Here is a 23,552-nt window from a genome sequence, read left to right on the forward strand (position 1 = left end):
CCGGCGGCCGGCGGTACCTGTTTATATCCGCGCGCGCGTGCACCTGTTTTATGCACGTGCCTGCCCCCTTGATGACCGCACTGAAACTGTGTGCAACTGGTCGCCCGGTTCTTCTGGTCAAGCCCGTTTCCGGCCGCTAATAACCGGGTGAAGCGTTAACGCGCGGGGAGAATCCATGTTCTACGGCGTCAGCCTCACCGCCATCCTGGTGGCGCTCTGGCTCACCCTTTCGGGGAGCTATACCCTGAGCGGCGACTATCCCATCGTGATGGGATTGGGCGTGATCTCGATCGTGATCGCCGTCGCCCTGACCTTTCGCATGCGGATCGTCGACCGCGAGACCGTGCCGGTCGCCCCGGCGCCGGCCCTGTTCGGCTACTGGTCCTGGCTGGGCCGCGAGATCGTCAATGCCAATCTCGCCGTCACCCGCCTGGTGATGAAGCCGGAAATCGACATCGAGCCGCGCCTGGTGCGCGTGCCGGCGCAGCAGCGCTCGGGCCTGGGCCTGTGTGTCTTCGCCAACTCGATCACGCTGACGCCGGGTACGGTGACGGTGGATGTCGAGGATGACGGCTTCCTGGTGCACGCGCTGGACGGTTCCTTCACCGATCCGGCCGGCTTTGCCGAAATGGGCGCGCGCTCCGACATCGCCACCGATGGCCGCCGCAAGGAGGTGAAATGATGGAGTGGGTGAATTTCATCATCGCCCTGGGCATGGCCGGCGCGATGGCCATCATGCTGGCGCGCCTGTTCGCCGGGCCGACGCTCTATGACCGCGTGCTGGCGGCGAATTCCTTCGGCACCAAGACCGTGCTTTTTCTCCTGGTCTTCTCCGCCATTGCGGGCCGCCAGGATGCGATCGACATCGCGCTCCTCTACGCGCTGATCAATTTCGTCGCGACCATCGCGATCCTGAAATTCTTCCGCTACCGCTCGCTGGAAATCGCCCTTGCGCAGATGTCCCTGCGCAAGGCGCTCGACGGGGAGTACGAGAAATGAGCTGGGCCGAGATCCTGCAATACGCGCTCTTCGCCGGCTCGGTCGCCGCGATGACGACGGGCCTGGTCTTCGTGCTCGCCGGTGCGACCGGCGTGATGCGCCTGCCCGACTTCTACACCCGCATGCATGCCGCCGGCGTGACCGACACGCTGGGCGCCGAGCTGATCATCCTGGGTCTCATCCTGCAGGCCCATGACTGGCAGACCGTGGCCAAGCTCCTGCTGGTCGGCCTGCTGCTCTTCCTGACCAGCCCGACCGCCACCCATGCCATCGCCAATGCCGCGCACCGGGCCGGGCACAAGCCGCGCCTGTCGCGCTTCCATCCGGCACACCCGGCCGAAGCCGGCAAGGTCAGCGGGGAGGGCCGCTAGATGGATCATTCCGATCTCACCCAGTATCTGGACTATGCGCTGATCGCCATGCTTCTGGCCGTCGGCTTCGCCATTGTCCGCCTGCGCAACCTGTTCGCCGTGGTCATGCTGACCGGCGTCTACTCGCTGCTCTCGGCGGCCTGGTTCGTCTCGCTCGACGCGGTCGACGTGGCCTTCACCGAAGCGGCCGTCGGCGCGGGCATTTCTACCGTGCTGATGCTGGGCGCCATGCTGCTGACCGCCCGCGAGAGCGAGCCGGCCGGCGCCAGGCGCCACTGGGCCGCCCTGGCGGTCGTCGTCGCTGCGGGCGCGGCGCTGTTCTTCGCCATTCCCGACATGCCGGTCTATGGCGACCCCAACTCGCCGGCCAATTCCTATGTCGGCATGGACTACATGACCTCGACCCCGAACGAGATCGCCGTACCCAATGTGGTCACCGCGGTGCTCGCCTCCTACCGGGGCTATGACACGTTCGGCGAGACCGTCGTGATCTTCACCGCCGCGCTCGGCGTGATGCTGCTGCTGGGCTTCGGCACCGGCCGCCGCGAGGAAGAGGATGACGCAGCCGCCGGCAAGGCCAGGACCGGCAAGGCCGCGAAGACGGAGGACAAGGCATGAGCCCGCACCTGATCCTGCGCGTCGTCTCCAAACTCCTGATCCCGATGATCGTCGTGTTCGGTTTCTACGTTCAGTTCCACGGCGATTTCGGCCCGGGCGGCGGCTTCCAGGCCGGTGTCATCATCGCGGTCGCGGTGATCCTCTACGCCCTGATCTTCGGCATGGACGAGGCCCGCCGGGCCGTGCCGCCGGTCGTCGTGCGCTATGGCGCCGCGCTGGGCGTGCTGATCTATGCCAGTGTCGGCGTCGCCACCCTGTTCATGAACGGGGCCGGCGAGCCGCTGAACTTCCTGGACTATGACGCGCTGCATCCCGACCAGGGCCACCATACCGGCCAGCACTACGGCATCCTGCTCGTCGAGCTGGGCGTGCTGACCACGGTCGCCTCGGTGATGCTGGCAATCTTCTACGCCTTCGCCGGCCGCGTGCCGGACATTCCGGACGAGGAGTGGTGAGCATGCTGGAAATCATCCTCGAACGCTTCAACTACATCCCGATCATCATCCTGATGATGACCGGCCTGTATGTAGTGATCGCCACCGGCAATCTGGTGAAACGCCTGGTCGGCCTGTCGCTGTTCCAGACCTCGGTCTTCCTGCTCTACATCACCATGGGCAAGGTGTTCGGCGGCCAGCCGCCGATCATTGCCGGTGACTATCATGGCGAGGACGCCGGCCATGGCGCCGATGCCGCCGCCGGCCACGGCGCCGAAGCCGCGCAGCACGCTGCCGAGATCGCCTATTCCAACCCGCTTCCGCACGTCCTGATCCTGACCGCGATCGTCGTCGGCGTGGCGACCCTGGCCGTCGGCCTGGCGCTCGTCGTCCGCATTCGCGAGGCCTATGGCACGATCGAGGACGATGCGCTCAATGCGGCCGATTATTCCCTTGAGACCGGGAGCGCCGAATAAATGGACATGCTGGCCTCTCTCCTGCCGGCAGGCATTGCCGTGCACGCGCCTGCGCTGATTGTCGTCATTCCGCTGATCATGGCGGCTGTGGCGGCCCTGATGCCGCGCGGCATCTTCGCCTGGGGTGTCACCCTGGCGACCGCCATCGCCGTGGCGGTGCTGTCGCTGAACATTCTCGGCCAGGTCTCGACCGGCGGGGTGATTTCCTATGCCATGGGCGGCTGGCTGCCGCCGGTCGGCATCGAGCTGCGCGTCGACATGCTCAACGTGCCGCTCCTGCTCCTGGTCGGCATTGTCGGTCTCCTGTGCGTCATCTACGCCCTGCCGTCGGTCGCCGACGAGATCGCGAAGAAGCAGCAAGCGCTCTTCTATTCCGCCTTCCTGGTCTGCTTTGCCGGCCTGCTGGGCGTGACGATCACGGGCGACGCCTTCAACGTCTTCGTCTTCCTGGAAATCTCCTCGATCTCCACCTACACGATCATCGCCATGGGCGCCGGCAAGGACCGCCGCGCCCTGACCGCCAGCTATAACTACCTGGTGCTCGGCACGATCGGCGCGACCTTCTTCGTCATCGGCGTCGGCTTCCTCTACATGGCCACCGGCACGCTCAACATTGCCGACATGGCCGCCGTGCTGGAACAGAACGGGCATGACCGCGTCACCCAGGCCGCCTTCGCCTTCATCGTGGTGGGGCTGGGCCTCAAGGCCGCAATGTTCCCGCTGCATGTCTGGCTGCCCAACGCCTATGCCTTTGCGCCGAACTTCGTCACCGCCTTCCTGGCCTCCACGGCCACCAAGGTCGCCTTCTACGCGCTGATCCGCTTCGTCTTTTCGGTCTTCCACCCGGAAGTGAACTTCGTCGCGATGTCCTTCACCTGGCTGTTCGCCGTGGTCGGCGTGGTGGCGATGATGGTGGCCTCGATGCAGGCGGTCTTCCAGACCGATGCGCGGCGCCTTCTGGCCTATTCCTCGGTGGCGCAGGTCGGCTACATGATGCTGGGTCTGGGCATGGGCACCGCGGCCGGCCTGTCGGCCAGCATGCTGCACCTGATGAACCACGCCCTGATGAAGGGGGCGCTGTTCATGGCGCTGGGCGCCTTTGCGCTGAATTTCGGCGTACGCCGGGTCAAGGATCTCGCCGGTCTCGGCCAGACCATGCCGGCCTCCTCGGCGGCCTTTACCGTCGCCAGCCTGTCGCTGGTCGGTGTGCCGCTGACGGTGGGCTTCACCTCGAAATGGTATCTGGTCACCGCCGCGCTCGAGCGCGGCTGGTGGTGGGCCGTTGCCGCACTGATGATCTCCTCGCTGCTGGCGCTGGCCTATGTGGCCCGGCTCCTGTCGGCGATCTGGATGGAAACGCCGCCGGCCGGCAAGGCGGGCATTGCGCCGGCCCGCCGCCTGGCGCCGTGGATGGTGCTGGCCCCGATGAGCCTCCTGGCCTTCGCCAATATCTACTTCTTCTTCCACGCCGACCCGCTGGTCGGCTTGGCCCGCGCGGCCGCCAATGCCGTGATGGGAGGAAACTGAGCCGATGTGGACGCCTGAACTCTCCCTTGCCCTGGCGCTGGCCATCCCGGCCATCGGCGGTGTCGCCGTGGCGCTGCTGGGCAAGTATCCCAATCTGCGCGAAGGCGCGACGCTGGTCTCCGCTGTCCTTCTGGCGCTGAATGTCGCCTATCTGGTCGAGATCGCGCCGAGCCATCCGGTCCTGGAACTGGCGACGCTGGCGCCGGGCCTGCACCTGGTCTTCCGCCTGGAACCGCTGGGGGCGCTGTTTGCCGCAGTGGCCTCGGGCCTGTGGATCGTCAACTCGCTCTATTCCATCGGCTATATGCGCGGGAACAACGAGAAGAACCAGACGCGCTTCTATGTCTGTTTCTGCATCGCCATCGGGGCCGCCATGGGCGTGGCCCTGTCCGGCAACCTGTTGACGATGTTCCTCTTCTACGAAGTGCTCACCCTGTCGACCTATCCGCTGGTCACGCACAAGGGTGACGCGAACGCCAAGCGCGGCGGCAAGATCTATCTGTCCATCCTGCTGGGCACCTCGATCGGCCTCTTGCTGCCCGCCGTGATCGCGACGCACTTCCTCGCCGGTTCGACCGATTTCGTTGCCGGCGGCCTGCTGGCCGTCAACGAGGTGACGCCCGCCATCGCCGGCGTGCTGCTGGTGCTGTTCGCCTTCGGGATCGGCAAGGCGGCGCTGATGCCGGTTCACCCCTGGCTGCCCAACGCCATGGTCGCACCGACACCGGTCTCGGCCCTGCTGCACGCCGTGGCCGTTGTGAAGGCCGGCGTGTTCGCCATGCTGAAAGTGGGCACCTACATCTTCGGTCCCGCCCTGATCGCCGCCACGCCGACCTCGGACGCGCTGGCCTGGATCGCCGGTGTCTCCATCGTGCTGTCCTCGGTCGTCGCGATGACCAAGGATAATCTGAAGGCCCGGCTGGCCTTCTCCACCGTCTCCCAGCTCTCCTATGTCACGCTGGGCGTGATGCTGGCCTCGCCGCTGGCCATGCTGGGCGGGGCGCTGCAGATCGTCATGCACGCCTGGGGCAAGATCACCCTCTTCATGAGCGCGGGCGCGATCTACACCGCCACCAAGAAGACCGAGATCTCGCAGATGGCGGGCCTGGGCCGCTACATGCCCTGGCTGTTCATCGCCTACACGGTCGGCGCGCTGTCGATCATCGGCCTGCCGCCGCTGGGCGGCACCTGGCCCAAGCTCTTCCTGATGCAGGGCGCCTGGGAATCCGGTCACGGCCTGCTGATCGTGGCGCTGGTGGCCTCGTCCATCCTCAATGTCGCCTATCTGCTGCCGCTCTCGGCGCGCGGTTTCTTCTCCGCGCCGGAAGAGGCCAAGCTGAAGAAGACGCCGCCCATGCTGGTCATCCTGCCGCCGGTCATCACGGCTGCGGGCGTGCTGGTGCTGTTCTTCCTGATCGGGCCGCTGCGCGACTATCTCGCGCCGGTCTTCCTGTCCTCGTCCCTTGCTGCGGAGGCCGCCCTGTGAGCGATCAATCCGGCAAACACGATGAACTCGTGCATCCCGCGGCCCGGCCCTTTTTGTGGCTGGACGCGAAATGGCTGAAATCCTCGATGCTGTGGATCCTGCTGGTCCTCGCCCTCGGCTTTGCGGCGATCGACCTCTTCCACCATCGCCATGAATACGTGCATGTGGCCGAGACACCGGGCTTCTACGCCCTGTGGGGTTTCGGCTCCTTCGTGCTGGCCGTGATGGTCGGCTGGTTCGTGATCCGCGGCTTCCTGGGCCGTGAGGAAGACTATTGGGACGGGGAGGGCGACCAATGATCGAGGCCCTCTACGACGTCTCTCCGGCCTGGCCGGTCATCATTGCCGGCCTGATCGCGGCCGCCGTGCCGAACCATCATGTGCGCAAGGGCCTGGCCCTGATCGCACCGGTGCTGGCGGGCTTTCTCTGGTTCAACGTGCCCTCCGGCGTTCATACCGGCGGCATTATCGAACTGGGCGGGTTCACGCTGGAAACCTTCCGCTATGACGGCCTGTCCCGCATCTGGGGCCTGATCTTCATCATCGCCGCCTTCATCAATGCGCTCTACGGCCTGCATTCCAGAGACCGCGTCGGCGATGCCTCCGGCCTGATCTATGCCGGTGCCGGCCTCGGCGCCGTCTTCGCCGGCGATCTCCTCTCGCTCTTCTTCTTCTGGGAGCTGACGGCGATTTCCTCGGTCTTCCTGATCTGGGGCTCCAAAACCAACGAAGCCTACAAGGCGGGCCTGCGCTATCTGGCGATCCACGTCCTGTCCGGCGTCATGCTGCTGGCCGGCGCCGTGATCCACTCCGCCGATACCGGCAGCTGGGCGTTTGACGAGAGCCTCTCGGTGAACACGCTGGGCGGTTTCCTGATCTTCCTCGCCTTCGGCATCAAGTGCGCCTTCCCCTTCCTGCACAACTGGCTGCAGGACGCCTATCCCAAGGCGACGGTCACGGGCGCCGTGGTGCTCTCGGCCTTTACCACCAAGCTGGCCGTCTACGCCCTGGCGCGCGGCTATGCCGGGACCGACATGCTGATCTGGATCGGCGCGGTCATGACCGCCTTCCCGGTCTTCTTCGCCGTGGTCGAGAACGATCTCAGGAAGGTCCTGTCCTACTCGCTGAACAACCAGCTCGGCTTCATGGTGGTCGGCATCGGTGTCGGTACCGAGCTCGCCATCAATGGCGCCGCGGCGCACGCCTTCGTGCACATCATCTACAAGGCGCTCTTGTTCATGAGCATGGGGGCGGTGCTCTACCGCGTCGGCACCGTGAAGGCGTCCGAACTGGGCGGTCTCTTCAAGACCATGCCGGCGACCGCGATCTTCTGCATTATCGGCGCCGCCTCGATCTCGGCCTTCCCGCTCTTCTCCGGCTTTGTCGCCAAGGCGATGACGCTGGCGGCGGTGGCGCACGAGGGACACTACATCGTCTGGTTCATCCTGCTGTTCGCCTCGGCGGGCGTGCTGGAGCACTCGGGCATCAAGATCCCGTACTTCGCCTTCTTCGCCCACGACAAGGGCCACCGTGTCCGCGAAGCGCCGGTGAACATGCTGATGGCGATGGGGATTGCCGCGCTGATGTGCGTCTATCTGGGCTGGCCCGACATGTTCGGCATCCCGGGCGGCTATCGTGCGCTCTACAATCTCACGCCCTTCCCGGAGGTGGCGAACGAGTATCCCATGTGGACCTTCGACCACGTGGTCGGCCAGATGCAGCTCCTGCTCGCCGCGCTCTTCGCCTTCGCCTTCCTGGTGCGGATGAAGTGGTATCCGGACGAGAAGCGCTCGATCAATCTCGACTTCGACTGGGTCTATCGCCGGGCCCTCGACGGCACGGCCCGCTGGGGTCACGCCATGTTCGGCCGGCTGTGGGCTTCGATCGGCAATGTGCTGGCCGCAGCGCGCACCCGGATCGGTGGCCGGCTGTTCCAGGCATTCAGTCCTATGGGGGCGATCAGCCGGGATATCCCCTCTGGCATGCTGGCGATCTGGACCAGCGCGCTTTTGGCCATCGTCCTGATCATCGCCTATATCGCCCCTTAAACTCCAAGGGGTTAGAGCAGAAACGAGGGCGTCACACGCAAGGGTAGCGTCCTCTTTCTTTACAACGCTAATAGGAATATTATCCCCACCGGGCGTAGTCCACCTAGCCTTTCACTCACGCCGCGGCCGCCATTCGAGGCCGCGCGAGACCGGGAGTGCAGGATGGAACGAGCGATGGAAAGACTGGCCGACGATGTGGCCCGGGCCCGCCTGGCGCAGAGCGCGGCGGCCTATGCTTTCGGGGTGCCGCAGCAGGATCTCGAGGCGCCGACACGGCATTCGAGAGAGGCCGCGCTGGCGCGTCAGGTGGCGATGTATCTCGCCCATGTCGCCTTCGAACTGCCGCTGACCCGCGTCGGTCAGGCCTTCGGCCGCGACCGCTCCACCGCTGCCCACGCCTGCCACCGTATCGAGGACCGGCGCGACGATCGCGAGTTCGATGCCTGGATGGATGCGCTGGAGGAAAGCCTGCGGGGCACGCCGCGCATCCTGGTGCAGTCCGGCGGGGAGGAGGGGGCATGAGCGCGCCGCGCTGGATGCGGGCCCTGTCGCGCCGCGGCGCCATCCTTCTGCCCCATGCCGGTTCGCACGCCGTGTTCGCCGGCCCCGACCGCCGCCGCCGCCCGCTCGCCCGGCTGACACCCGCCCAGATGCGCGAGGCGGAGACGAAGGGCTGGCTCGCCCGCTCCGGCGACGGCTACACCCTCTCGGCGGCCGGTCATGTCGCACGATGTCACACCAATAGGTCACCCATGGTGCAGCAATGTCGCCTTGTCGAGCGTCCTGTGATGCGCGAATGCGGGCGTATCGAGACGGTCACGGCCAATGCGCTGGAAGGCCCGCTGGGCAAGTGGTCCGGCCTCCTGGGCCCCGCCGAATGCAATGCCGCGGAACGCTTTCTGGCCGATTATCACCGCTCCAGCCTGACCCAGCGCACCACCCGCAACTGGTCCCCCACAGCCCCGCGCCGCGGCGAGGGGGCGCGCCGGGGTCCGGACGACGCCACGCTGGGCGCCATCGCCGCAAAGGACCGTGTTTTCAGGGTGCTGGACGCGCTGGGACCGCAACTGGCGAAGATCGTCGAGGCGGCGCTGATCCGCGAGGAGAGCCTCGCCGCCATGGAGCGCCGCTTCGGCTGGGGCCAGCGCTCCGGCGGCACCGCCGTCAAGCTCGCCCTGGGGCGGCTGGCGGAAATCTATGGCTCGGGGTGAGGGCGTGCCCGTGCGGACGTCAGGCTTCCGCCGCAGCGCGGATCCGGCCGATCATCGAGGTCAGCCCGTTGGAGCGTTGCGGGGAGAGGTGTTCGGACAGGCCGATCCGCTTGAGCACTTCGCGCGCATCGACCGACAGGATGTCCGCCGGCGTACGGCCGGAATAGAGCCGCAGCAGGAGGGCTGCGAGACCGCGCACGATATGGGCATCGCTGTCGGCCCGGAAGGTGAGGATATCCTCGCCCGGCTCGGTGACCAGCCAGACCTGGCTGACACACCCCTTCACCTTGTTGGCGTCGGTGCGGTCGCTCTCGGGCATGTCGGGCAGGGCCTTGCCCATGTCGATGAGATACTTGTACCGCTCCTCCCAGTCGCCCAGGAGGTCGAACTCGTCGACGATATCTTCGATCTCGGAATGGATGTCGCTGTGTGCCGTCATGTCAGGGCCGACGTAGTGCGGCCGTGGCGGCAAGGCAAGCATCCGGTGCGGTACTGGACAGCATTCCCGTGGTGGGGGAAGCGTCAGGAATTGCGTTCGGCCTCGTGCTCGACGAGCGCGGCTTCGATCCGGGTGGCGGCCATGTCGGTCAGGAAACCGCCAAGCCGGGCGGCCTCGCGGCCGGCATCGCACAGGGCGGCATTGTCCTCACACCAGGCGCTGACGGGTTCGCCGGCATCGATCCGGGTCTCGGCCAGGTTTTGCGGCAGGTCGAAGGCCTCGCCCGCGAAATCGCGGGGCACGAACACGCTGACGACGGCAAGCCAGAGGGCTGCGCGCAGCAAGAACATCATGATCGGCCTCCTTCTTATTGGCACCCGAAAGGCGAGAACCTTCCCAGTGCAGGATCGAGGCTAGTCGAAGAGGCGAAGTATAGCGAGCGAATCCGCCGTTAACCAAAAATGTCGTGCAAATATGGATCAGCGTTTTTTTGTAAAATTTGCCCGCAATTTTATCTTGTCCCTGATCGAGACACTTTTTGTTAACACGTCGCCATTCCAGCCGCTCAAATGCGGTCTATTCCGACGTATCCGCCGTATCGAGGCAGCGGCTGACATCGAGCAGGGCATGCTCGGCGATGCAGAAACTGTCCTCATACTTGAAATGCCCGGCGGCAACGCATTGCTGGAGATCCAGCCGGACCCAGGCCAGGCAACGCTCCACCATCGGATCGCTGAGCAGGCTGTCGATCGCTGCATCGGTATCGGCACCGGTGTCCTGAAGCGATTGCAGGGCAGCGACCGAAAGAATGCGGCCGACGCGGGAACGGTCGGGGTCCGGAATCGCTTCGCCGACGGTCAGCGAAAGCTGCGGCGTCAGCGTGTCGTCGACCGGCGTGGCCATGTCCAGCGGCGCGATGCGCTCGAACAGGGCCGAGGCGGGGACCGCAGCGCCGAGGCTGCTGCCGGACGACAGGCGCAGCGTGTCCGGAAGTGTCAGCGGGCTTTCGGTCAGCTCGGAGATCGCCGCCAGACGTTCAGCCCGGTCGCGATAGACCCGGTTGGCCCAGCGCTCCGACTGCAGCGAGTAGGCGGCCGAGCGGTAGCGCTCGGACACTTCGCGGATCTCGGCATTGTCGCGCCCCACGGCATCGATCACCGAATCCTGGGCGTCGCCGGCCGCCGAGAAACTGGTTGCGAAGGCCGGATCGTTCATCAGGCCGGACATGGCGGCATTGGGCCCGTAATAGTCGGCCAGCTCGCGGACCTGGTCGATATAGTCCGGGTGATGCGCGGCAATGATCGAGGCGTAGGCGATCCAGGCGGGCGCCAGCCTGTCTTCGCCGTAAAAGGCGGAGAGCCGGTCCATCGCCATATCGAGATCGTCGCCCGATCCGATCGGCGCTTCGCGCAGATCGGCGACGACGCCGTGATAGGCGGCATACTGTCCGGCGGAGCGGCGAACCATGCCTTCGGTCCGGGGCGGTGCAATGTCGAGCTGGAGCTGCGGAGCGGGGGCGCTGCCGGCGGCCGTTTCCGGCGCCGGTTCTGCCGCGTCCTGGGCGACGGACATCGTGAGGACGAGCGCCGTGAGCGAACTGACAAACATTCAAAGACTCCTGACACGTCCCGCAAGCATATTGCCTTGTCCGGCGAACAGCGCCAAGTGTCCATGCGTGATGAATTATTCGAAGGCCTGCCCGTTCAGAAAAGTAAACGAGCCGGTCCCTGGATTCAGCATTTGTTAACGATGAAGGCGAAGATTCCCGCATACAGGAATCAGGTGGCAGTCCCTACCGGTTGAGAGATGGATCCGAAGAGCGACGATATCACGGCCTGGATCGCCCGCCGCGGTGGCGTGATTGTCAATCTGGTATGGATTGGCACGCTGGCGGCTGCCGCGCCGCAGGTCTGGCCTCTGCTGGGCGGTGCCGAATGGATGCGCGCGCTCGGTCTGACGGCGCTCGCCCTGCCTGCCATTGCCGGTCTCATCCTGCTGCCGCGCCTCATTCATCCTTTCGAACGCTTTCTCCTGGCGATGATCTGGACGGCCTTTGCGGCCGGGATCGCTGTCACCGGCGGCGGGGTCACCGGCATCGGTGCACTCGCCTTCCTGCTGGCGCCGGCTGTCGCCGCAGCCAGCGGCCTGCGTGACGGCGTCGTCAAGGCGGCCTCCCTGTCCGGGCTGGCGGCGCTGGTCGTCGCGGGGCTCCAGATCACGGGCTTCATTGCGCCGGCGCCGATGGCGGTCGAGCTGCACCTGCCCTTCGTTCTGGGCTGCGCCCTGATGCTGGCGACCGGCTTCGGCCTCGGCGCCCTGCGCGCGGTGCGCGAAGCGGATGCGGTGCGGGCCGAAGCCGAACGGGGCCGCGTGCGTTCGAAGGCCTTCGATCATGCTCCGGCGGCGATTGTCGCCTGCGATGGCGACGGCAACATCCTTGCCGCATCGGACGCGCTGCGCGAAATGTCGCCGGGCCTGCCGCGCGAGCTGGCCGGTCTGCCGCTGTGCGATCTGGGCTTTGACGACGAAAGCCGCGCCGAACTGGCCGCGCGCGCCCGCAAGGCCGCACTGGCCCCGTCGTCGGGCCATCTCGTCCTGCGGGGGCTCAGCGGCAATGAGGCCGATGTCCGTTTCCAGACCCGGCCGTTGCCGGGCGGCGGCAGTGTCGCCCTGTTCGCGGACGATCATGGGCCGGCCCTTGAAGCCCGCCTCCGCGAAGCCGAACGCGCCCGTGAAGAGGCGGAAGAGGAAGCTCGCGCCAAGTCCCAGTTCCTGGCGTCCGTCAGCCATGAACTGCGCACGCCGCTGAACGCCATCATCGGCTTCTCCGACGTCATGAAGGCGCGGCTCTTCGGGCCGATGCCGGCGCGCTATGCGGAATATGCCGACCTGATCCATGAAAGCGGCCAGCACCTGATGGAGCTGATCGGCGACGTGCTCGACATGTCGAAGATCGAGGCCGAGCGTTATGAGCTGGTGCGCGAGCGCTTCGACATCGACGAGATTGTCGGCCTTGTCGCCAAGATGATGCGTCTGCAGGCCGAAGAGGCCGGCATCACCCTGTCGGTGAAGCGCAATGATGTGGCCGTGCCGGTCATGGGCGACCGCAAGGCGCTGCGCCAGATCCTGCTGAACCTGCTGTCGAATGCGGTCAAGTTCACACCCGAAGGCGGTGCGATTGTCGTGATGGCCCGTCCGTCCGGCGGCCAGCTCGTCCTGGCGGTGGGCGATAGCGGTGTCGGGATCGACCCGGAAGAGGCCGAACGCCTTGGTCAGCCCTATCAGCAGGCCGCCAATGCCCGCGACATCGAAAAGCGCGGCACGGGCCTGGGGCTCTCGCTGGTGCGCGCCCTGGCCGAACTGCATGGCGGTCACATGTCGATCGCGTCGCGCAAGGGTGTCGGCACGACCGTGACGGTGACCCTGCCCATCCTCGCCGACAAGCGCGGTGATGTGGAAACCTGGCCGGCCGGTACGGTCGCCGGTCTGGATGTGCGGCAGCAGATCGAGCGGGCCCAGGCCGCGTCGCAGGACATCACAGCCACGCCGTCGACCGGGCGGACCGGCACGGAATCCTGACAGCTAGAGCCTCCCATCGACATTGAGGTCGATGGAACGGGGCCGGCTTTTTTAGCGGTCGCATTTTGGGACCGCAGAACCGGTGCCCACTTCTGCTGAAAATGCCGGGCTCTTGGCGGTCGCATTTTCGAACCGCAGAACCGGTGCCTACTTCTGCTGAAAATGCAGATTCCTTGGCGGTCGCATTTTCGAACCGCAGAACCGGTGCCCACTTCTGCTGAAAATGCTCGCTAGCTCCGCGGAACCGCCAGATTGCCCGAGCGCACGAAAGCCCGGGCGGCGCCGAAATCGCCGATCTCGAAATAATAGTGACCGACCGTGTCGCCGTGCCCGTCGATTAGCTCTATGCGGGCCGTCTCGCGCGGGTCGCGGGCGATGATGGCGTCCACGGCGCTTTCGGGGAAGTGGAAGACCAGACCGGTCCCGCCGGCGCTCAGGGCAGCCTGTTCGGCGGCGGTGCCGCGGCCGCTGGCCCAGACCAGCGCGCGGGCATAGTCCGGCGGCGTCCAGTCGGCCCATTCAGCACCCGCCGGAGCGGGGAAGTGGCCGTCCAGCGTCGGGTCGTACAGGTCCGGCTCCCGGCGCATGTCGCGCAGCACGAGAACAGCGGAGACCGCCCCCGGGGTTGCGGGCATGGCGGCGGAGAAGCGAATGCGGTCATCGAGACGGCTGAGGCCGACACGCAGCGTGCCGGTGTCCTGAAGCGCCGCCCAGCCGGGTTGTCCGGCAATGAAGGAGCGGGTCGCGCTCCAGCCGAAATCCTGACCGTCGAACTGCATGTCGCGCAGCCGCTGCCAGCCGATGAAGGCGTCGGCCACGCGGTGACGCAGCTCGGCGACTTCCGGCCAGCTGCAGTCCGTCGCACCGGCCTGGGCTTCGATTTCGTCGGCATAGTCGTCCAGGGCATGGGCCGAGACGCCGTCACGCAGCAGCGTGCCGCGGGCTTGCAGCCGGGCGGCATTCAGCGCATCGCGCTGTTCGGCGGTAAACAGGCCGCAGCGTGTGTCGAGATCCAGTGCCAGCTGGCGCTCGCCGAAGATCAGGCCGGTGGCCTCGTTGGCGATGGCCGGTCCGCTGGCGACCGTCAGTGCGGCGGCCAGTCCGGCAGCAGCGATCCGGCTTCTGGTTGAAAAGCGCATGTTCCGTCCCGTTCCCTACAGGTCCGGGTTTAGCAGAGACGCTTTTATGCCGCGTGAAGAAGAAGGGTTAATGCCCGGCTAAGGCATTGAGTAAAATGATATCCCGTCTCACGCACTGGCCCTGCGGCGGCGCATGGCGCCGCGCAGCAGCAGGAGAAGCGCCGCACCGAACAGCAGGAAGGCGGCATCGCGGGTGTGATCCACGGCGAGCTCCTGCACGCGCTCGAACAGGCTCGGCGGCTGGACGGTGAAGTCGAGCGGGGTCACACCGCGCGCGCTCCACACCGCCGCCCGGCCTTCCAGCGCCGACCAGAGACTGGAGCGGGCCAGCTGGCGGCCGGCGCTTTCGAAGGAGGCGATATCCGGCGCCGTCAGCGTACCGATCCAGCGGCCGGCATTGCGGCGGTCCTGGAAGAGCGAGGCGACACCGACACCCAGTTCCGCCCCTTCGCGGGGCGGGGTCGCTTCGCCGTCACCGTCGTCGGCATAGGCCGCCGCAGCGAGACGCATCAGGCCGCGCTGGCCGCGCGAGCGTTCGGCGGCGCGCAGGGCGGCGCGCAACTCGTCCGGCGCATTGCGGTCGATGATCTCGAACTCGGTCGAGTTGGGCCCGACGACCAGAAGATTGTGATTTGCGGGGGCCTCTTCCTCCGCATCGCCATACCAGGCGTAGAGCCAGGCTTCGCCACCGATCAGCGCAGCGCGGGCGAGCACTGACAGGGCACCATAGCGGTCACTGTCGAAGCGGGTGGAGAACTGCACGGCAGTGCGGGCGCCCTGGTCGGCGCTGAAGGGCAGGCCCGAGGCCGCAAATGTCCGCAGGTCCGCAGTCCCGGCGAGGGACGGGTCGACCTCGATGGAGGGCCGGCCGAGACGGTCTGCCCGGATGGCGTCGGCGGCGAGGAAGGTCGCGCCGTGACCGGCAAACGAGCGCGCGCCCATCAGGCGGGCCGCTGCGGTCGCCTCGTCGATATTGCGTCCGGTGACGACAAGGCGCGGCTGGCCGTCATTGTAGAAGGCGATTTCCGGACCCTGGCTGGTTTCCGAACGCAGGGCGGCCAGGTCGGTCTCGTCCAGACGGGCAATTTCGGCGATACGCACAACGAGATCGGCATTGGCGGTGTCGCCGGAGAACAGCGGCACTTCCCCGGCGCGCAGGGCGAGGCCCTGGGCAACGAGGCTTTCCAGCGTGATGCGTTCGCGGCCGGCTTCGGTGTCCAGCGCGATGCGGCGCGGCGCTGCGAAATCGGACCCCAGCGCCTGCTCGAGCTCGCCGAGTGTCGAAAGCGGTGCGACGGGCTCCAGCGTCAGGCGCAGGCGCGAGCGGCGCGCATCGACGATCCAGCCGGTGGCGGCGTTCTCGGTCGCATAGCTGATGGTCAGGGTGTTCTCGCCCGGGCGGAAATCGGCGGAGAAGAGCGCGAAACGGGCTTCCATCGCGCGGGCCTGCGGGCGGATGACGATCGGGTCGCCGCCATTGACGCTGACCTGGATGCGGCCATCCGTGCCGTCGCTGGCCGGCCGTGCTGCCAGGCGCAGCCAGGCTTCCGAACTGACCACATGCGGCGGCAGGGTGAAACGGATATCGGCGGCCGGCTGGGAGGTGGAGAGGACAAAGGCGTCGCCGCGGCCGTCGAGATCGGCAAGCGCGCGTTCCTCGGTGTTCACCTGTCCGGCATCAAGCTGTTCGGCCGGCGCAGCCTCCTGTATCGAAGACGCCTGAATACCGGACACGCACATGGACCACGCGAAAATGGCCGCCGACACAACACGAACAAACATGGAATACTCCCTCACCCGTTTAACAGATTATTAAGCAATTGAGCGGCCATCAACGGAAATGAGCGAACTGAAGACGAAATTCTGGGTCGATGCCCTTGTCAGGCGGGCTGATACGGGTCTGGCGTCTGCCTATGTGATTCGCCGGGGAGACGAAGATGCGGGCGCCGTGCTCGTAAAGGTGGTGCTCGCGCGCGACCTGGCACAGCTCTATGTCCCGGCACGGGACGGTGAGGGAAAACGGGTGTGGACGCTGTTCCGCCGGGTTCCGGCGGGGGAAGCCGATATCGATGCCTATTGCCGGCGGCGTATCGACAATGATCCGGACATCTGGCTGGTCGAGATCGAGGACCGGGACGGGCGCCACTTCCTGACCGAGCCGGTCGAATCGGCTGAGCGGTAGAAAAACCTTAACGTCATTCCGCGATGCTGGGTGACGCCAAAACGCTCATTTCGTAACGAGACGGACGATGTTGTTCCTCTTCAACGATGTCGTGTTCGACCTGGGTGATTTGAAGTCGGTGCTGAATGACGGCAAGATGCCGCTCACACCCGCCCAGATCGATACACTTACAGTCGGCCAGCTCAATGCGCTGGTCCGCGAAGCCGTATTTGCCGATCCGGATGTCGCGCGCCGCAAGCCCGAGCATATCCGGCACCTGTGCGCGCTGATCTGCTATGTCGAGCCCGGGGCGAACGCCCTGCTGGCGGTGCGTCCCGACGGGGCGGCGAGCTGGCATGCCGTGGGGCTGCGCTATGCCAATGTGCCGATCACGACACTGGCCTATCTCTGGGCCGAGCAGGCTGACGGACGTCTGACGCCCTCCAAGGCAAACAGTGCGGTCTGGACGGCAGGCAGTGAACCCTTGCCTCAGGCTACGGGAACGGGGTAACCCCCGGCTTGCATTGTCTTGCGAGCCCTGTAGATGACTTCCAATTCGACAGACGCGCCGGAATGGGCGCGCCGCCGGTCTTTCGCCATTATCTCTCACCCGGACGCCGGTAAGACCACCCTGACGGAAACCCTGCTGCTGTCCGCCGGCGCGATCCGCCTGGCCGGGCAGGTGCGGGCCCGCGGCGAGAACCGCCGTACCCAGTCGGACTGGATGAAGATCGAGCAGGAGCGGGGCATCTCGGTGTCCGCTTCGGTGATGACGTTCGAGCATCGCGGCCTGCTGTTCAACCTGCTCGACACGCCGGGCCACGAGGACTTCTCCGAAGACACCTATCGCACGCTCACCGCCGCCGACAGCGCCATCATGGTGCTGGACGCCGCCAAGGGTGTGGAGCCGCGCACGCTGAAACTGGTCGAGGTCTGCCGCCTGCGCGACATCCCGATCGTCACCTTCATCAACAAGATGGACCGCGAGGCGCTGGACCCGGTCGATCTCCTGGAAGACATCCAGGACAAGCTGGCGCTGGATGCCACGCCGATGCAGTGGCCGTCCGGATCGGGCAAGCGCTTCAAGGGCGTGCTCGACATCGCCACCAATGATCTGCTGCGTTTCCAGAAGCCGGGCGAGGACCGCGATCCGCACGAGCCGGCCGAACGCGTTGCCCTGGACGGCAGTGCGATCGGCGAGGTGCTGAGTGCGGAGGAGGCCGACGAGCTGCGCGAGGGTGCAGAGGTCGCCAAGGAACTCTGTCCGCCCTTCAACCGCCAGAGCTTCCTGGAAGGCCATCTCACACCGGTCTTCTTCGGCTCGGCGCTGCGCGGCTTCGGCGTGCGCGAACTGCTCGAGGGCCTCGCCGACATCATCCCGGGACCGGCGCCTGTCACGGCGTCGTCCAACGGCAATCCGGTCGAGATCGAACCGGGCGGCAAGGAAGTCGCGGGCTTTGTCTTCAAGGTCCAGGCGAACATGGACCCCAACCACCGCGACCGCGTGGCCTTCGTGCGCCTGTGTTCGGGCAGGTTCAAACGCGGCATGAAGCTGAAGACCGAAGCGGGCAAGCAGCTCACCGTGTCCTCGCCGATCCTGTTCTTCGCCCAGGACCGCGAGATCGCCGATGAGGCGTTTGCAGGCGATGTGATGGGCGTGCCGAACCATGGCACGCTGCGCGTTGGCGACAGCCTGTCGGAGAGCGGCAAGATCCGCTTCACCGGCATCCCCAATTTCGCGCCGGAAATCCTGCGCCGGGCCCGCCTGGCCGATCCGCTGAAGGCGAAACACCTCAAGAAGGCGCTGGAAAGCCTGGCCGAGGAGGGCGTCACCCAGCTTTTCCGGCCGACGCTGGGCGGCGACTTCATCGTGGGTGCTGTCGGTGCGCTGCAGATCGACGTGATGCGCGAACGTGTGGCGGCGGAATACGGCCTTGAGGTCGACTTCGAGGCAGCGCCCTACGAGACGGCGCGCTGGATCGAGGGCGATCGCGACAAGATCGAGGCTTTCGCCGACCGGCACAAATCGGCGATGGCCGTGGATATCAATGGCGATCCGGTCTTCCTGGCCAAGAGCGCCTGGGAAGTCTCCTATTCGGAAGAAAAATTCCCCGACGTGTCCTTCCACCGGGCCAAGGAGCGTTCCGCATGAGCACCACCGCGACCGACAGTATTCCCGAACAGTTCCAGGAATTCTGGGGTATTGTCGTGAACGTCTGGGAGACGTCCTTTCTGGGCATCGGCGTCGGCCAGGGCCTGCTGGCCATCCTGGTCGTCCTGATCGGCATCGGCATTCGCGGTCTGATCGCGAAATGGCTGCTGGCCGCGTTGCAGCGCCTGGCCAGGCGGTCGGAGACCGAGTTTGACGATGCGGTCGTGGAGGCGCTCGCCGGGCCGATGAAGCTGGTCCCGGTGATCATCGCACTCTTCTTCGCCATCAATATCGTGCAGCTGGGCGGCGACGGGGCGCTGCGCGGACATCAATTCGTGCAGTCGCTGGTCGTGATCGCCCTGTTCTGGGCGCTGCACAATGCGGTCGGACCGTTCGCCTTTGCCCTGCAAGGGCTGCGCAATGCGCTGACGCCGGTCATGGTCGACTGGCTGACCAAGGCGCTGCGGATCGTCTTCATCGTGGTGGGGGCGGCGGCCGTCCTGCAGGTCTGGGATATTCCCGTTGCCGGCATCGTCGCGGGCCTGGGCCTGTTCGGTGTCGCCATCGGCCTGGGCGCCCAGGATCTGTTCAAGAACCTGATTGCGGGCATCCTGATCCTCACCGAGAAGCGCTTCCTGCCCGGCGACTGGGTGAAGGTGGACGGCGTGGTCGAGGGCACGGTGGAGGAGATCAATTTCCGCTCCACCCTGGTCCGCCGGTTCGACAAGGGGCCGGTCTATGTGCCGAACTCCAAACTGTCGGACAATGCGGTGACCAATTTCTCCCGCATGACCCATCGCCGCATCAAATGGGCGATCGGCGTACGCTATGACACGACGTCCGAGCAATTGCGCGAGATCCGCGACAAGGTGCTCGCCTATGTCTCCGACAATCCGGAATTCGCCGATCCGCCGGAGGTCGCGACCTTCATGCGCGTCGACGCCTTCGGCCCGTCCTCGATCGACTTCCTGCTCTACTGTTTCACCAAGACCACCAATTGGGGCGAGTGGCTGCGGCTGAAGGAAGAGCTGGCCTTTTTCGTCAAGCAGACGGTGGAAGAGGCCGGTACGGAGTTCGCCTTTCCCTCGACCTCGGTCTATCTGGAGAGCGGTGCGGAAGTGTTCGAGCCGCCGCAGGACGGCACGGCGGGCGCAGTGGCCGCCGGCAAGGCCTGACCGGTCTCAGGCTGCCATATTCTTGCGCATGCGCCAGAAGCGCATGGCCCGGGCAGCGTCGTCGGCGCTGATCGCGTCGTAGAGCTGGCCCAGCTCGCGGGCATCCCGGAAGGCATCCTCGCCGGCGGCGTGGCGCAGCACGGCGAGCGTCACGAAGAGCGCCTTGTCGAAGCCGGCGGACTTGCAGATCAGCGCCAGCGGATCGATCGATTCCTGCTTGATGGCCCGGCGGGCGGCGACGTAGTCGACCCCGGTCATTTCGGCAAAGGCAGCATAGAATTTCGAGTATTCGCGTTCGCGCAGGAGGCGCGCGAGCAGATTGCCGGTCAGCTGTTTGCGCAGCGCCATGGTCTGCACGAATTTCTGCGCAGCTGCGATGTCGCGATCCTCTGCCATGCGCTGGGCAAGCCGTGCCTTCGAGGCGGCCATGGCATGCTCGAGCACAGCCGGATCGACCGCGTCGAACCGTTCCATGATCCGCTCACGCAGGCTGTTGCCGACGGTCAGCATCAGGTCCGCCAGGAGATCGTTGGGCGTGTCGCCGCGCTCGACCAGCGGCCCCTGCAGGACCGGTGAGCTCTCGGCGCGTTCGGTGACGGTCTCGAAGGTTTCGCGCGACAGGCGGGCGCCGTCATTGCGGATCAGCTGGGCGACGGTCTCGTCATCGCCGCGGCGCACGATCGTATCGGACAGACGCTCGCAAACCTCCTCGCGGCGCGACATGGCCTTGAGATGGCCCTGTTCGGCGGTTTCGGCGATGGAGAGCAGGTCTTCGTCGGTGAGCACTCTGGAGCGGGCCAGCATCGGGGCTGCCACTTCGATCGCATCCTGCGCCAGTTGCAGGACCAGGCCGCGCGGGGCCTGGGGTGCGTCGGCAAAGCGCTGGGACAGTTCCTCACGCGCATCCTGAGCGGTCTGTTCGGCCAGCGAGGACAGCAGTTCGTCGAACTTGCGCGAGGTGGCGCTGCCGCTGTCCGGCGTCTCCTCGAAGAAGAGATCCGTGACTTCACGCAGCAGGGTCCTCCGGCGCTCCGAGGACTTCTCCCTGGCCAGTTCTACCAGATTGTTCAGCTTGCTGACGACGGCCATTGCCCACTCCCACCGATCAGGGATCTCAGCTTCCCCCACGCGGGTAAACAAAGCGTCAGCCGGGGCGTGCAAATTGTCAGGTATCGTGCGTTTTTTATTTGCGTGAGCACAGGATCCGCCGGTCCGCAGGCGGGCGCCGCGCGATATCGCCTAGTCATGCTCACCATGCTGCATCGACTGCAGCGCGTCGATTTCGCGCGGGCTCGGCGGCCGTTCGGCTGCGGCCTCGATCCGTTGGACCAGATCGGCTGACAGGCCGGTCACCCGCCCAGGCGCGCGGAACGGGGTCGGCGCGGCAGAGAGCAGGGCGCATTGCGTGTCCGGACCGTCCAGCCCGGCGACCGTCCAGACCCAGGACTGGCAGTTTCCATCGCGACTGCACAGGGCCGAACAGCCGGCGGGCGTGCCGTCATCCATCGTGATGGAGGCATAGATCGCGCCGCGGCGCGCCCAGCCGTCCATGACGTCGTCTGCACTCGCCGGGCCGGCCGCGAGGACAAGCGCGAGCAGGGCGGCCGTTCGCAGCAGGATCGCGGGGCGCATCACTGTACGCTGGCCTGCCGTATGGCGTCTGCCGGCCCGGGCCGGCCGCGGACGGGATTGAAATCATAGGTCTGGTTCAGCGCCGACGGGATGGAGGCGGCCGGCATGGGGGCGCCGATCAGATAGCCCTGGATATGGCGGGCGCCCATCGTACGCAGGATGTGCATCTGCGCTTCGGTCTCCACGCCTTCCACAACGCAACCCAGACCCAGCGTGCGGGACAGGGAAAGCAGGGTGCGCACGATCTTGAAGGCGGCGGTATCCTCCAGGATGTTGCGCACGAAGGAATGGTCGATCTTCAACTTGCTGACCGGCAGGAGCTGCAGGTATTGCAGCGAGGAATAGCCGATCCCGAAATCGTCCAGCGATACACGGTGTCCGGCCTCGCTGATCTGGTCGATTGCCCGGCGCGCCTGGTTGAAGTCGCTCATCATCGCCGTTTCGGTGATCTCGAACTCGATGCGCGATGGTTCGATACCGCTGTTGCGGACAGTGGCGAGCGCGCTCTCCACGGCATGGGGCGACATCAGGTCGTGGGTCGACAGGTTGAAGGCGAGCGTGATCTCGTCCGGCCAGCTGGCCATGGCGGTGAGGGCCTTGCCGAGCAGAACCTGGGTCAGCGGCCGGATCAGGCCGGCCCGTTCGGCGGCCGGAATGAAGATGTCCGGGGTGACGGCGCCCAGTTCGGGCGAGTTCCAGCGGGCCAGCGCCTCGAAGCCGATGATGCGTCCTTTCACGAGATCGAACTGCGGCTGGAAATGCAGCTGGAATTCGCTGTCATAGTCACAACGGCGCAGCGCCTTGTCGACCTGGCTGGAGTTCGCCATCTCCTGTTCCAGAGCGGCGTTGAACAGCACCGCCTTGCCCTGCAGGGCCCGCTTGGCGAAATAGAGCGCATGGTCGGCGCGCTCCATCAGATCGTGCGCGCTCAACTCCGGATCGTCGCAGATCAGGAGGCCGACGGAACCCGACCCCTTGCAGGTATACTGACCCAGGCGATAGGGCTGGGACAGTTTCGCCTCGACCCGCTGGCCCAGCGTGAGTGCGGCCTCGGCGGTTTTCGGATCGGCTGGTGTCAGGAGGGCGAACTCGTCCCCGCCCAGGCGGGCAGGCAAGGCGTGATCGCCGGTCACGTCGATCAGCCGTCTGGCCACGGTCTGCAGCATTTCGTCGCCGGCCGCATGCCCATAGGTATCGTTGACCGGCTTGAACCCGTCCAGGTCGACCAGGCCGAGCAGGAAGGGCTCGCCGTGCGTGCGCAGGCGTTCGACCCGTTCATTGAGCGCCAGGAAGAAGCTGCGCCGGTTCGGCAGGCCGGTCAGGGCATCGCATTCGGCCAGGTGACGCGCCTCGCGCGCCAGCTCCTCGGCGATCTCGCGATCGTGGATCGCATCCAGCCGCGCCTTGACCGAGCGCAGGACGGCGGTGCGGATGATCGCGGCGATCGCGACGCCGGCGGCAATACCCGATACGCCGACCCAGGCATAGTCCGGCAGCGCGGCCGGTATGTTTCGCCAGACCAGCCACATCAGATTGGCAAAGGAAATCAGCACGGCCAGCGCGATGGTACGGCGGCGCGGCAGGATGGCGGCGCAGATCGGCATCATCAGTACCGTATAGGCCAGGTTCTCCGCCTCGAAATGCAGGTTCTGCTGCAGGTTCGAATTGAACAGCATCGACAGGCACAGGATCGCGCCGCAGACCTCGAGCTGGGAGGCCGAGCGGGGCTGTCGCAGATATTGCCGGACCAGTTGCGCGAGGATCGTCGCGATGCCGACCGATGCCAGCATGATCCCCAGATGGGCTTCGCCGGGAAAGAAGATGCGGCTGACGAGGTCGAACAGGAAATAGCACAGCACCGCCGTGGCGGCACCGCGCAGGATCGGCTGGTAAGCGATGGTGATCTCGTCATTCCGCACGGGCGGACCGGATCCCTCGCTGCCGCTCTCCGGCGCTTGTTGACTGTACGCTTCGGGCCTCATGGGCGGGTCCGCTCCTCGTTCGATCGCCTTATGCAACATGTGTCGTTAAATCGCGGATAAGTTGTCGTTTAAAATTTGAACGGTCCGCGATTTTTCCACCGATGCTTTCCGCATCGCTTACACC

At 65.9% G+C, this 23,552-nt stretch carries 25 protein-coding genes; 17 read left to right on the forward strand and 8 right to left on the reverse strand.

Features of this window, described 5'->3' with window-relative positions; translation table 11 throughout:
• The first annotated feature begins 175 nt into the window (after positions 1 to 175).
• The 12 genes from PKE71_RS00860 to PKE71_RS00915 all read left to right on the forward strand — a co-directional run bounded on the left by PKE71_RS00860 (position 176) and on the right by PKE71_RS00915 (position 9,169).
• Positions 176 to 682, forward strand: coding sequence for a Na+/H+ antiporter subunit E (locus tag PKE71_RS00860; RefSeq protein WP_271185061.1), 507 nt, complete (start codon positions 176 to 178; stop codon positions 680 to 682).
• Positions 679 to 999, forward strand: a complete 321-nt coding sequence (locus PKE71_RS00865; protein WP_271185062.1) for a monovalent cation/H+ antiporter complex subunit F — start codon at positions 679 to 681, stop codon at positions 997 to 999. Before PKE71_RS00860 ends, PKE71_RS00865 begins: the two co-directional genes overlap by 4 nt.
• On the forward strand, positions 996 to 1,370 hold the full coding sequence (gene mnhG / locus PKE71_RS00870) for a monovalent cation/H(+) antiporter subunit G (RefSeq protein WP_271185063.1): 375 nt from the start codon (positions 996 to 998) through the stop codon (positions 1,368 to 1,370). The genes PKE71_RS00865 and mnhG overlap by 4 nt, the downstream gene beginning before the upstream one ends.
• Positions 1,371 to 1,988, forward strand: coding sequence for a DUF4040 domain-containing protein (locus tag PKE71_RS00875; protein WP_271185064.1), 618 nt, complete (start codon positions 1,371 to 1,373; stop codon positions 1,986 to 1,988).
• Entirely contained in the window at positions 1,985 to 2,443 is a 459-nt protein-coding gene (locus PKE71_RS00880; protein WP_271185065.1) for a Na(+)/H(+) antiporter subunit B, read from the forward strand. The genes PKE71_RS00875 and PKE71_RS00880 overlap by 4 nt, the downstream gene beginning before the upstream one ends.
• 2 nt (positions 2,444 to 2,445) lie before the next feature.
• A complete protein-coding gene (locus PKE71_RS00885; protein WP_271185066.1) occupies positions 2,446 to 2,898 on the forward strand; it encodes a cation:proton antiporter subunit C in 453 nt (150 codons plus the stop codon).
• Complete coding sequence (locus tag PKE71_RS00890; RefSeq protein WP_271185067.1) at positions 2,899 to 4,425, forward strand: monovalent cation/H+ antiporter subunit D family protein; 1,527 nt, start codon at positions 2,899 to 2,901, stop codon at positions 4,423 to 4,425.
• A gap of 4 nt (positions 4,426 to 4,429) precedes the next feature.
• On the forward strand, positions 4,430 to 5,911 hold the full coding sequence (locus tag PKE71_RS00895; protein ID WP_271185068.1) for a proton-conducting transporter transmembrane domain-containing protein: 1,482 nt from the start codon (positions 4,430 to 4,432) through the stop codon (positions 5,909 to 5,911).
• Positions 5,908 to 6,210, forward strand: coding sequence for a hypothetical protein (locus PKE71_RS00900; protein ID WP_271185069.1), 303 nt, complete (start codon positions 5,908 to 5,910; stop codon positions 6,208 to 6,210). Before PKE71_RS00895 ends, PKE71_RS00900 begins: the two co-directional genes overlap by 4 nt.
• Positions 6,207 to 7,958 carry a Na(+)/H(+) antiporter subunit D gene (locus PKE71_RS00905; RefSeq protein ID WP_271185070.1) on the forward strand — a complete coding sequence of 584 codons (1,752 nt, stop codon included), beginning with the start codon at positions 6,207 to 6,209 and terminating at the stop codon, positions 7,956 to 7,958. The genes PKE71_RS00900 and PKE71_RS00905 overlap by 4 nt, the downstream gene beginning before the upstream one ends.
• Before the next feature lie 162 nt (positions 7,959 to 8,120).
• Complete coding sequence (locus tag PKE71_RS00910; protein ID WP_271185071.1) at positions 8,121 to 8,480, forward strand: helix-turn-helix domain-containing protein; 360 nt, start codon at positions 8,121 to 8,123, stop codon at positions 8,478 to 8,480.
• Positions 8,477 to 9,169 (forward strand): DUF6456 domain-containing protein, encoded by a 693-nt coding sequence (locus PKE71_RS00915; protein WP_271185072.1) that lies wholly within the window; start codon positions 8,477 to 8,479, stop codon positions 9,167 to 9,169. Before PKE71_RS00910 ends, PKE71_RS00915 begins: the two co-directional genes overlap by 4 nt.
• 19 nt (positions 9,170 to 9,188) lie before the next feature.
• Here PKE71_RS00915 and PKE71_RS00920 read toward each other — a convergent pair whose 3' ends face one another.
• The 3 genes from PKE71_RS00920 to PKE71_RS00930 form a co-directional block, all read right to left on the reverse strand.
• The gene (locus PKE71_RS00920; protein WP_271185073.1) at positions 9,189 to 9,608 is read right to left on the reverse strand and encodes a SufE family protein; all 420 of its coding nucleotides are present in this window, start codon (positions 9,606 to 9,608) and stop codon (positions 9,189 to 9,191) included.
• Positions 9,609 to 9,691: 83 nt separating this feature from the next.
• Complete coding sequence (locus PKE71_RS00925; RefSeq protein ID WP_271185074.1) at positions 9,692 to 9,961, reverse strand: hypothetical protein; 270 nt, start codon at positions 9,959 to 9,961, stop codon at positions 9,692 to 9,694.
• A gap of 223 nt (positions 9,962 to 10,184) precedes the next feature.
• On the reverse strand, positions 10,185 to 11,216 hold the full coding sequence (locus PKE71_RS00930; RefSeq protein WP_271185075.1) for a hypothetical protein: 1,032 nt from the start codon (positions 11,214 to 11,216) through the stop codon (positions 10,185 to 10,187).
• A 198-nt stretch (positions 11,217 to 11,414) separates the two neighbouring features.
• On the opposite strand from PKE71_RS00930, the gene PKE71_RS00935 reads away from it, so the two are divergent.
• Positions 11,415 to 13,187, forward strand: coding sequence for a sensor histidine kinase (locus PKE71_RS00935; RefSeq protein WP_271185076.1), 1,773 nt, complete (start codon positions 11,415 to 11,417; stop codon positions 13,185 to 13,187).
• Between the two features lie 230 nt (positions 13,188 to 13,417).
• Here PKE71_RS00935 and PKE71_RS00940 read toward each other — a convergent pair whose 3' ends face one another.
• Positions 13,418 to 14,326, reverse strand: a complete 909-nt coding sequence (locus tag PKE71_RS00940) for a hypothetical protein (protein WP_271185077.1) — start codon at positions 14,324 to 14,326, stop codon at positions 13,418 to 13,420.
• Between the two features lie 108 nt (positions 14,327 to 14,434).
• Entirely contained in the window at positions 14,435 to 16,108 is a 1,674-nt protein-coding gene (locus PKE71_RS00945) for a hypothetical protein (protein ID WP_271185078.1), read from the reverse strand.
• A 58-nt stretch (positions 16,109 to 16,166) separates the two neighbouring features.
• On the opposite strand from PKE71_RS00945, the gene PKE71_RS00950 reads away from it, so the two are divergent.
• The 4 genes from PKE71_RS00950 (at position 16,167) to PKE71_RS00965 (ending at position 19,814) form a co-directional block, all read left to right on the forward strand.
• The gene (locus PKE71_RS00950; RefSeq protein WP_271185079.1) at positions 16,167 to 16,508 is read left to right on the forward strand and encodes a DUF1491 family protein; all 342 of its coding nucleotides are present in this window, start codon (positions 16,167 to 16,169) and stop codon (positions 16,506 to 16,508) included.
• Between the two features lie 67 nt (positions 16,509 to 16,575).
• Entirely contained in the window at positions 16,576 to 16,998 is a 423-nt protein-coding gene (locus PKE71_RS00955) for a hypothetical protein (RefSeq protein ID WP_271185080.1), read from the forward strand.
• A 33-nt stretch (positions 16,999 to 17,031) separates the two neighbouring features.
• Positions 17,032 to 18,639: a peptide chain release factor 3 gene (locus PKE71_RS00960; RefSeq protein ID WP_271185081.1), complete on the forward strand. Its 1,608-nt coding sequence runs from the start codon at positions 17,032 to 17,034 to the stop codon at positions 18,637 to 18,639.
• Positions 18,636 to 19,814 carry a mechanosensitive ion channel family protein gene (locus tag PKE71_RS00965; RefSeq protein ID WP_271185082.1) on the forward strand — a complete coding sequence of 393 codons (1,179 nt, stop codon included), beginning with the start codon at positions 18,636 to 18,638 and terminating at the stop codon, positions 19,812 to 19,814. The genes PKE71_RS00960 and PKE71_RS00965 overlap by 4 nt, the downstream gene beginning before the upstream one ends.
• Positions 19,815 to 19,820: 6 nt before the next feature.
• Here the strand turns inward: PKE71_RS00965 and PKE71_RS00970 are convergent, their stop codons facing one another.
• The 3 genes from PKE71_RS00970 to PKE71_RS00980 form a co-directional block, all read right to left on the reverse strand.
• Positions 19,821 to 20,903, reverse strand: a complete 1,083-nt coding sequence (locus PKE71_RS00970) for a DUF2336 domain-containing protein (protein WP_271185083.1) — start codon at positions 20,901 to 20,903, stop codon at positions 19,821 to 19,823.
• Between the two features lie 150 nt (positions 20,904 to 21,053).
• On the reverse strand, positions 21,054 to 21,446 hold the full coding sequence (locus PKE71_RS00975; protein WP_271185084.1) for a PAN domain-containing protein: 393 nt from the start codon (positions 21,444 to 21,446) through the stop codon (positions 21,054 to 21,056).
• Positions 21,446 to 23,428, reverse strand: a complete 1,983-nt coding sequence (locus PKE71_RS00980; protein ID WP_271185085.1) for a putative bifunctional diguanylate cyclase/phosphodiesterase — start codon at positions 23,426 to 23,428, stop codon at positions 21,446 to 21,448. Before PKE71_RS00980 ends, PKE71_RS00975 begins: the two co-directional genes overlap by 1 nt.
• Positions 23,429 to 23,552 lie beyond the last annotated feature (124 nt).

Source organism: Maricaulis virginensis (assembly GCF_027922185.1).
Lineage (GTDB): Bacteria > Pseudomonadota > Alphaproteobacteria > Caulobacterales > Maricaulaceae > Maricaulis > Maricaulis virginensis.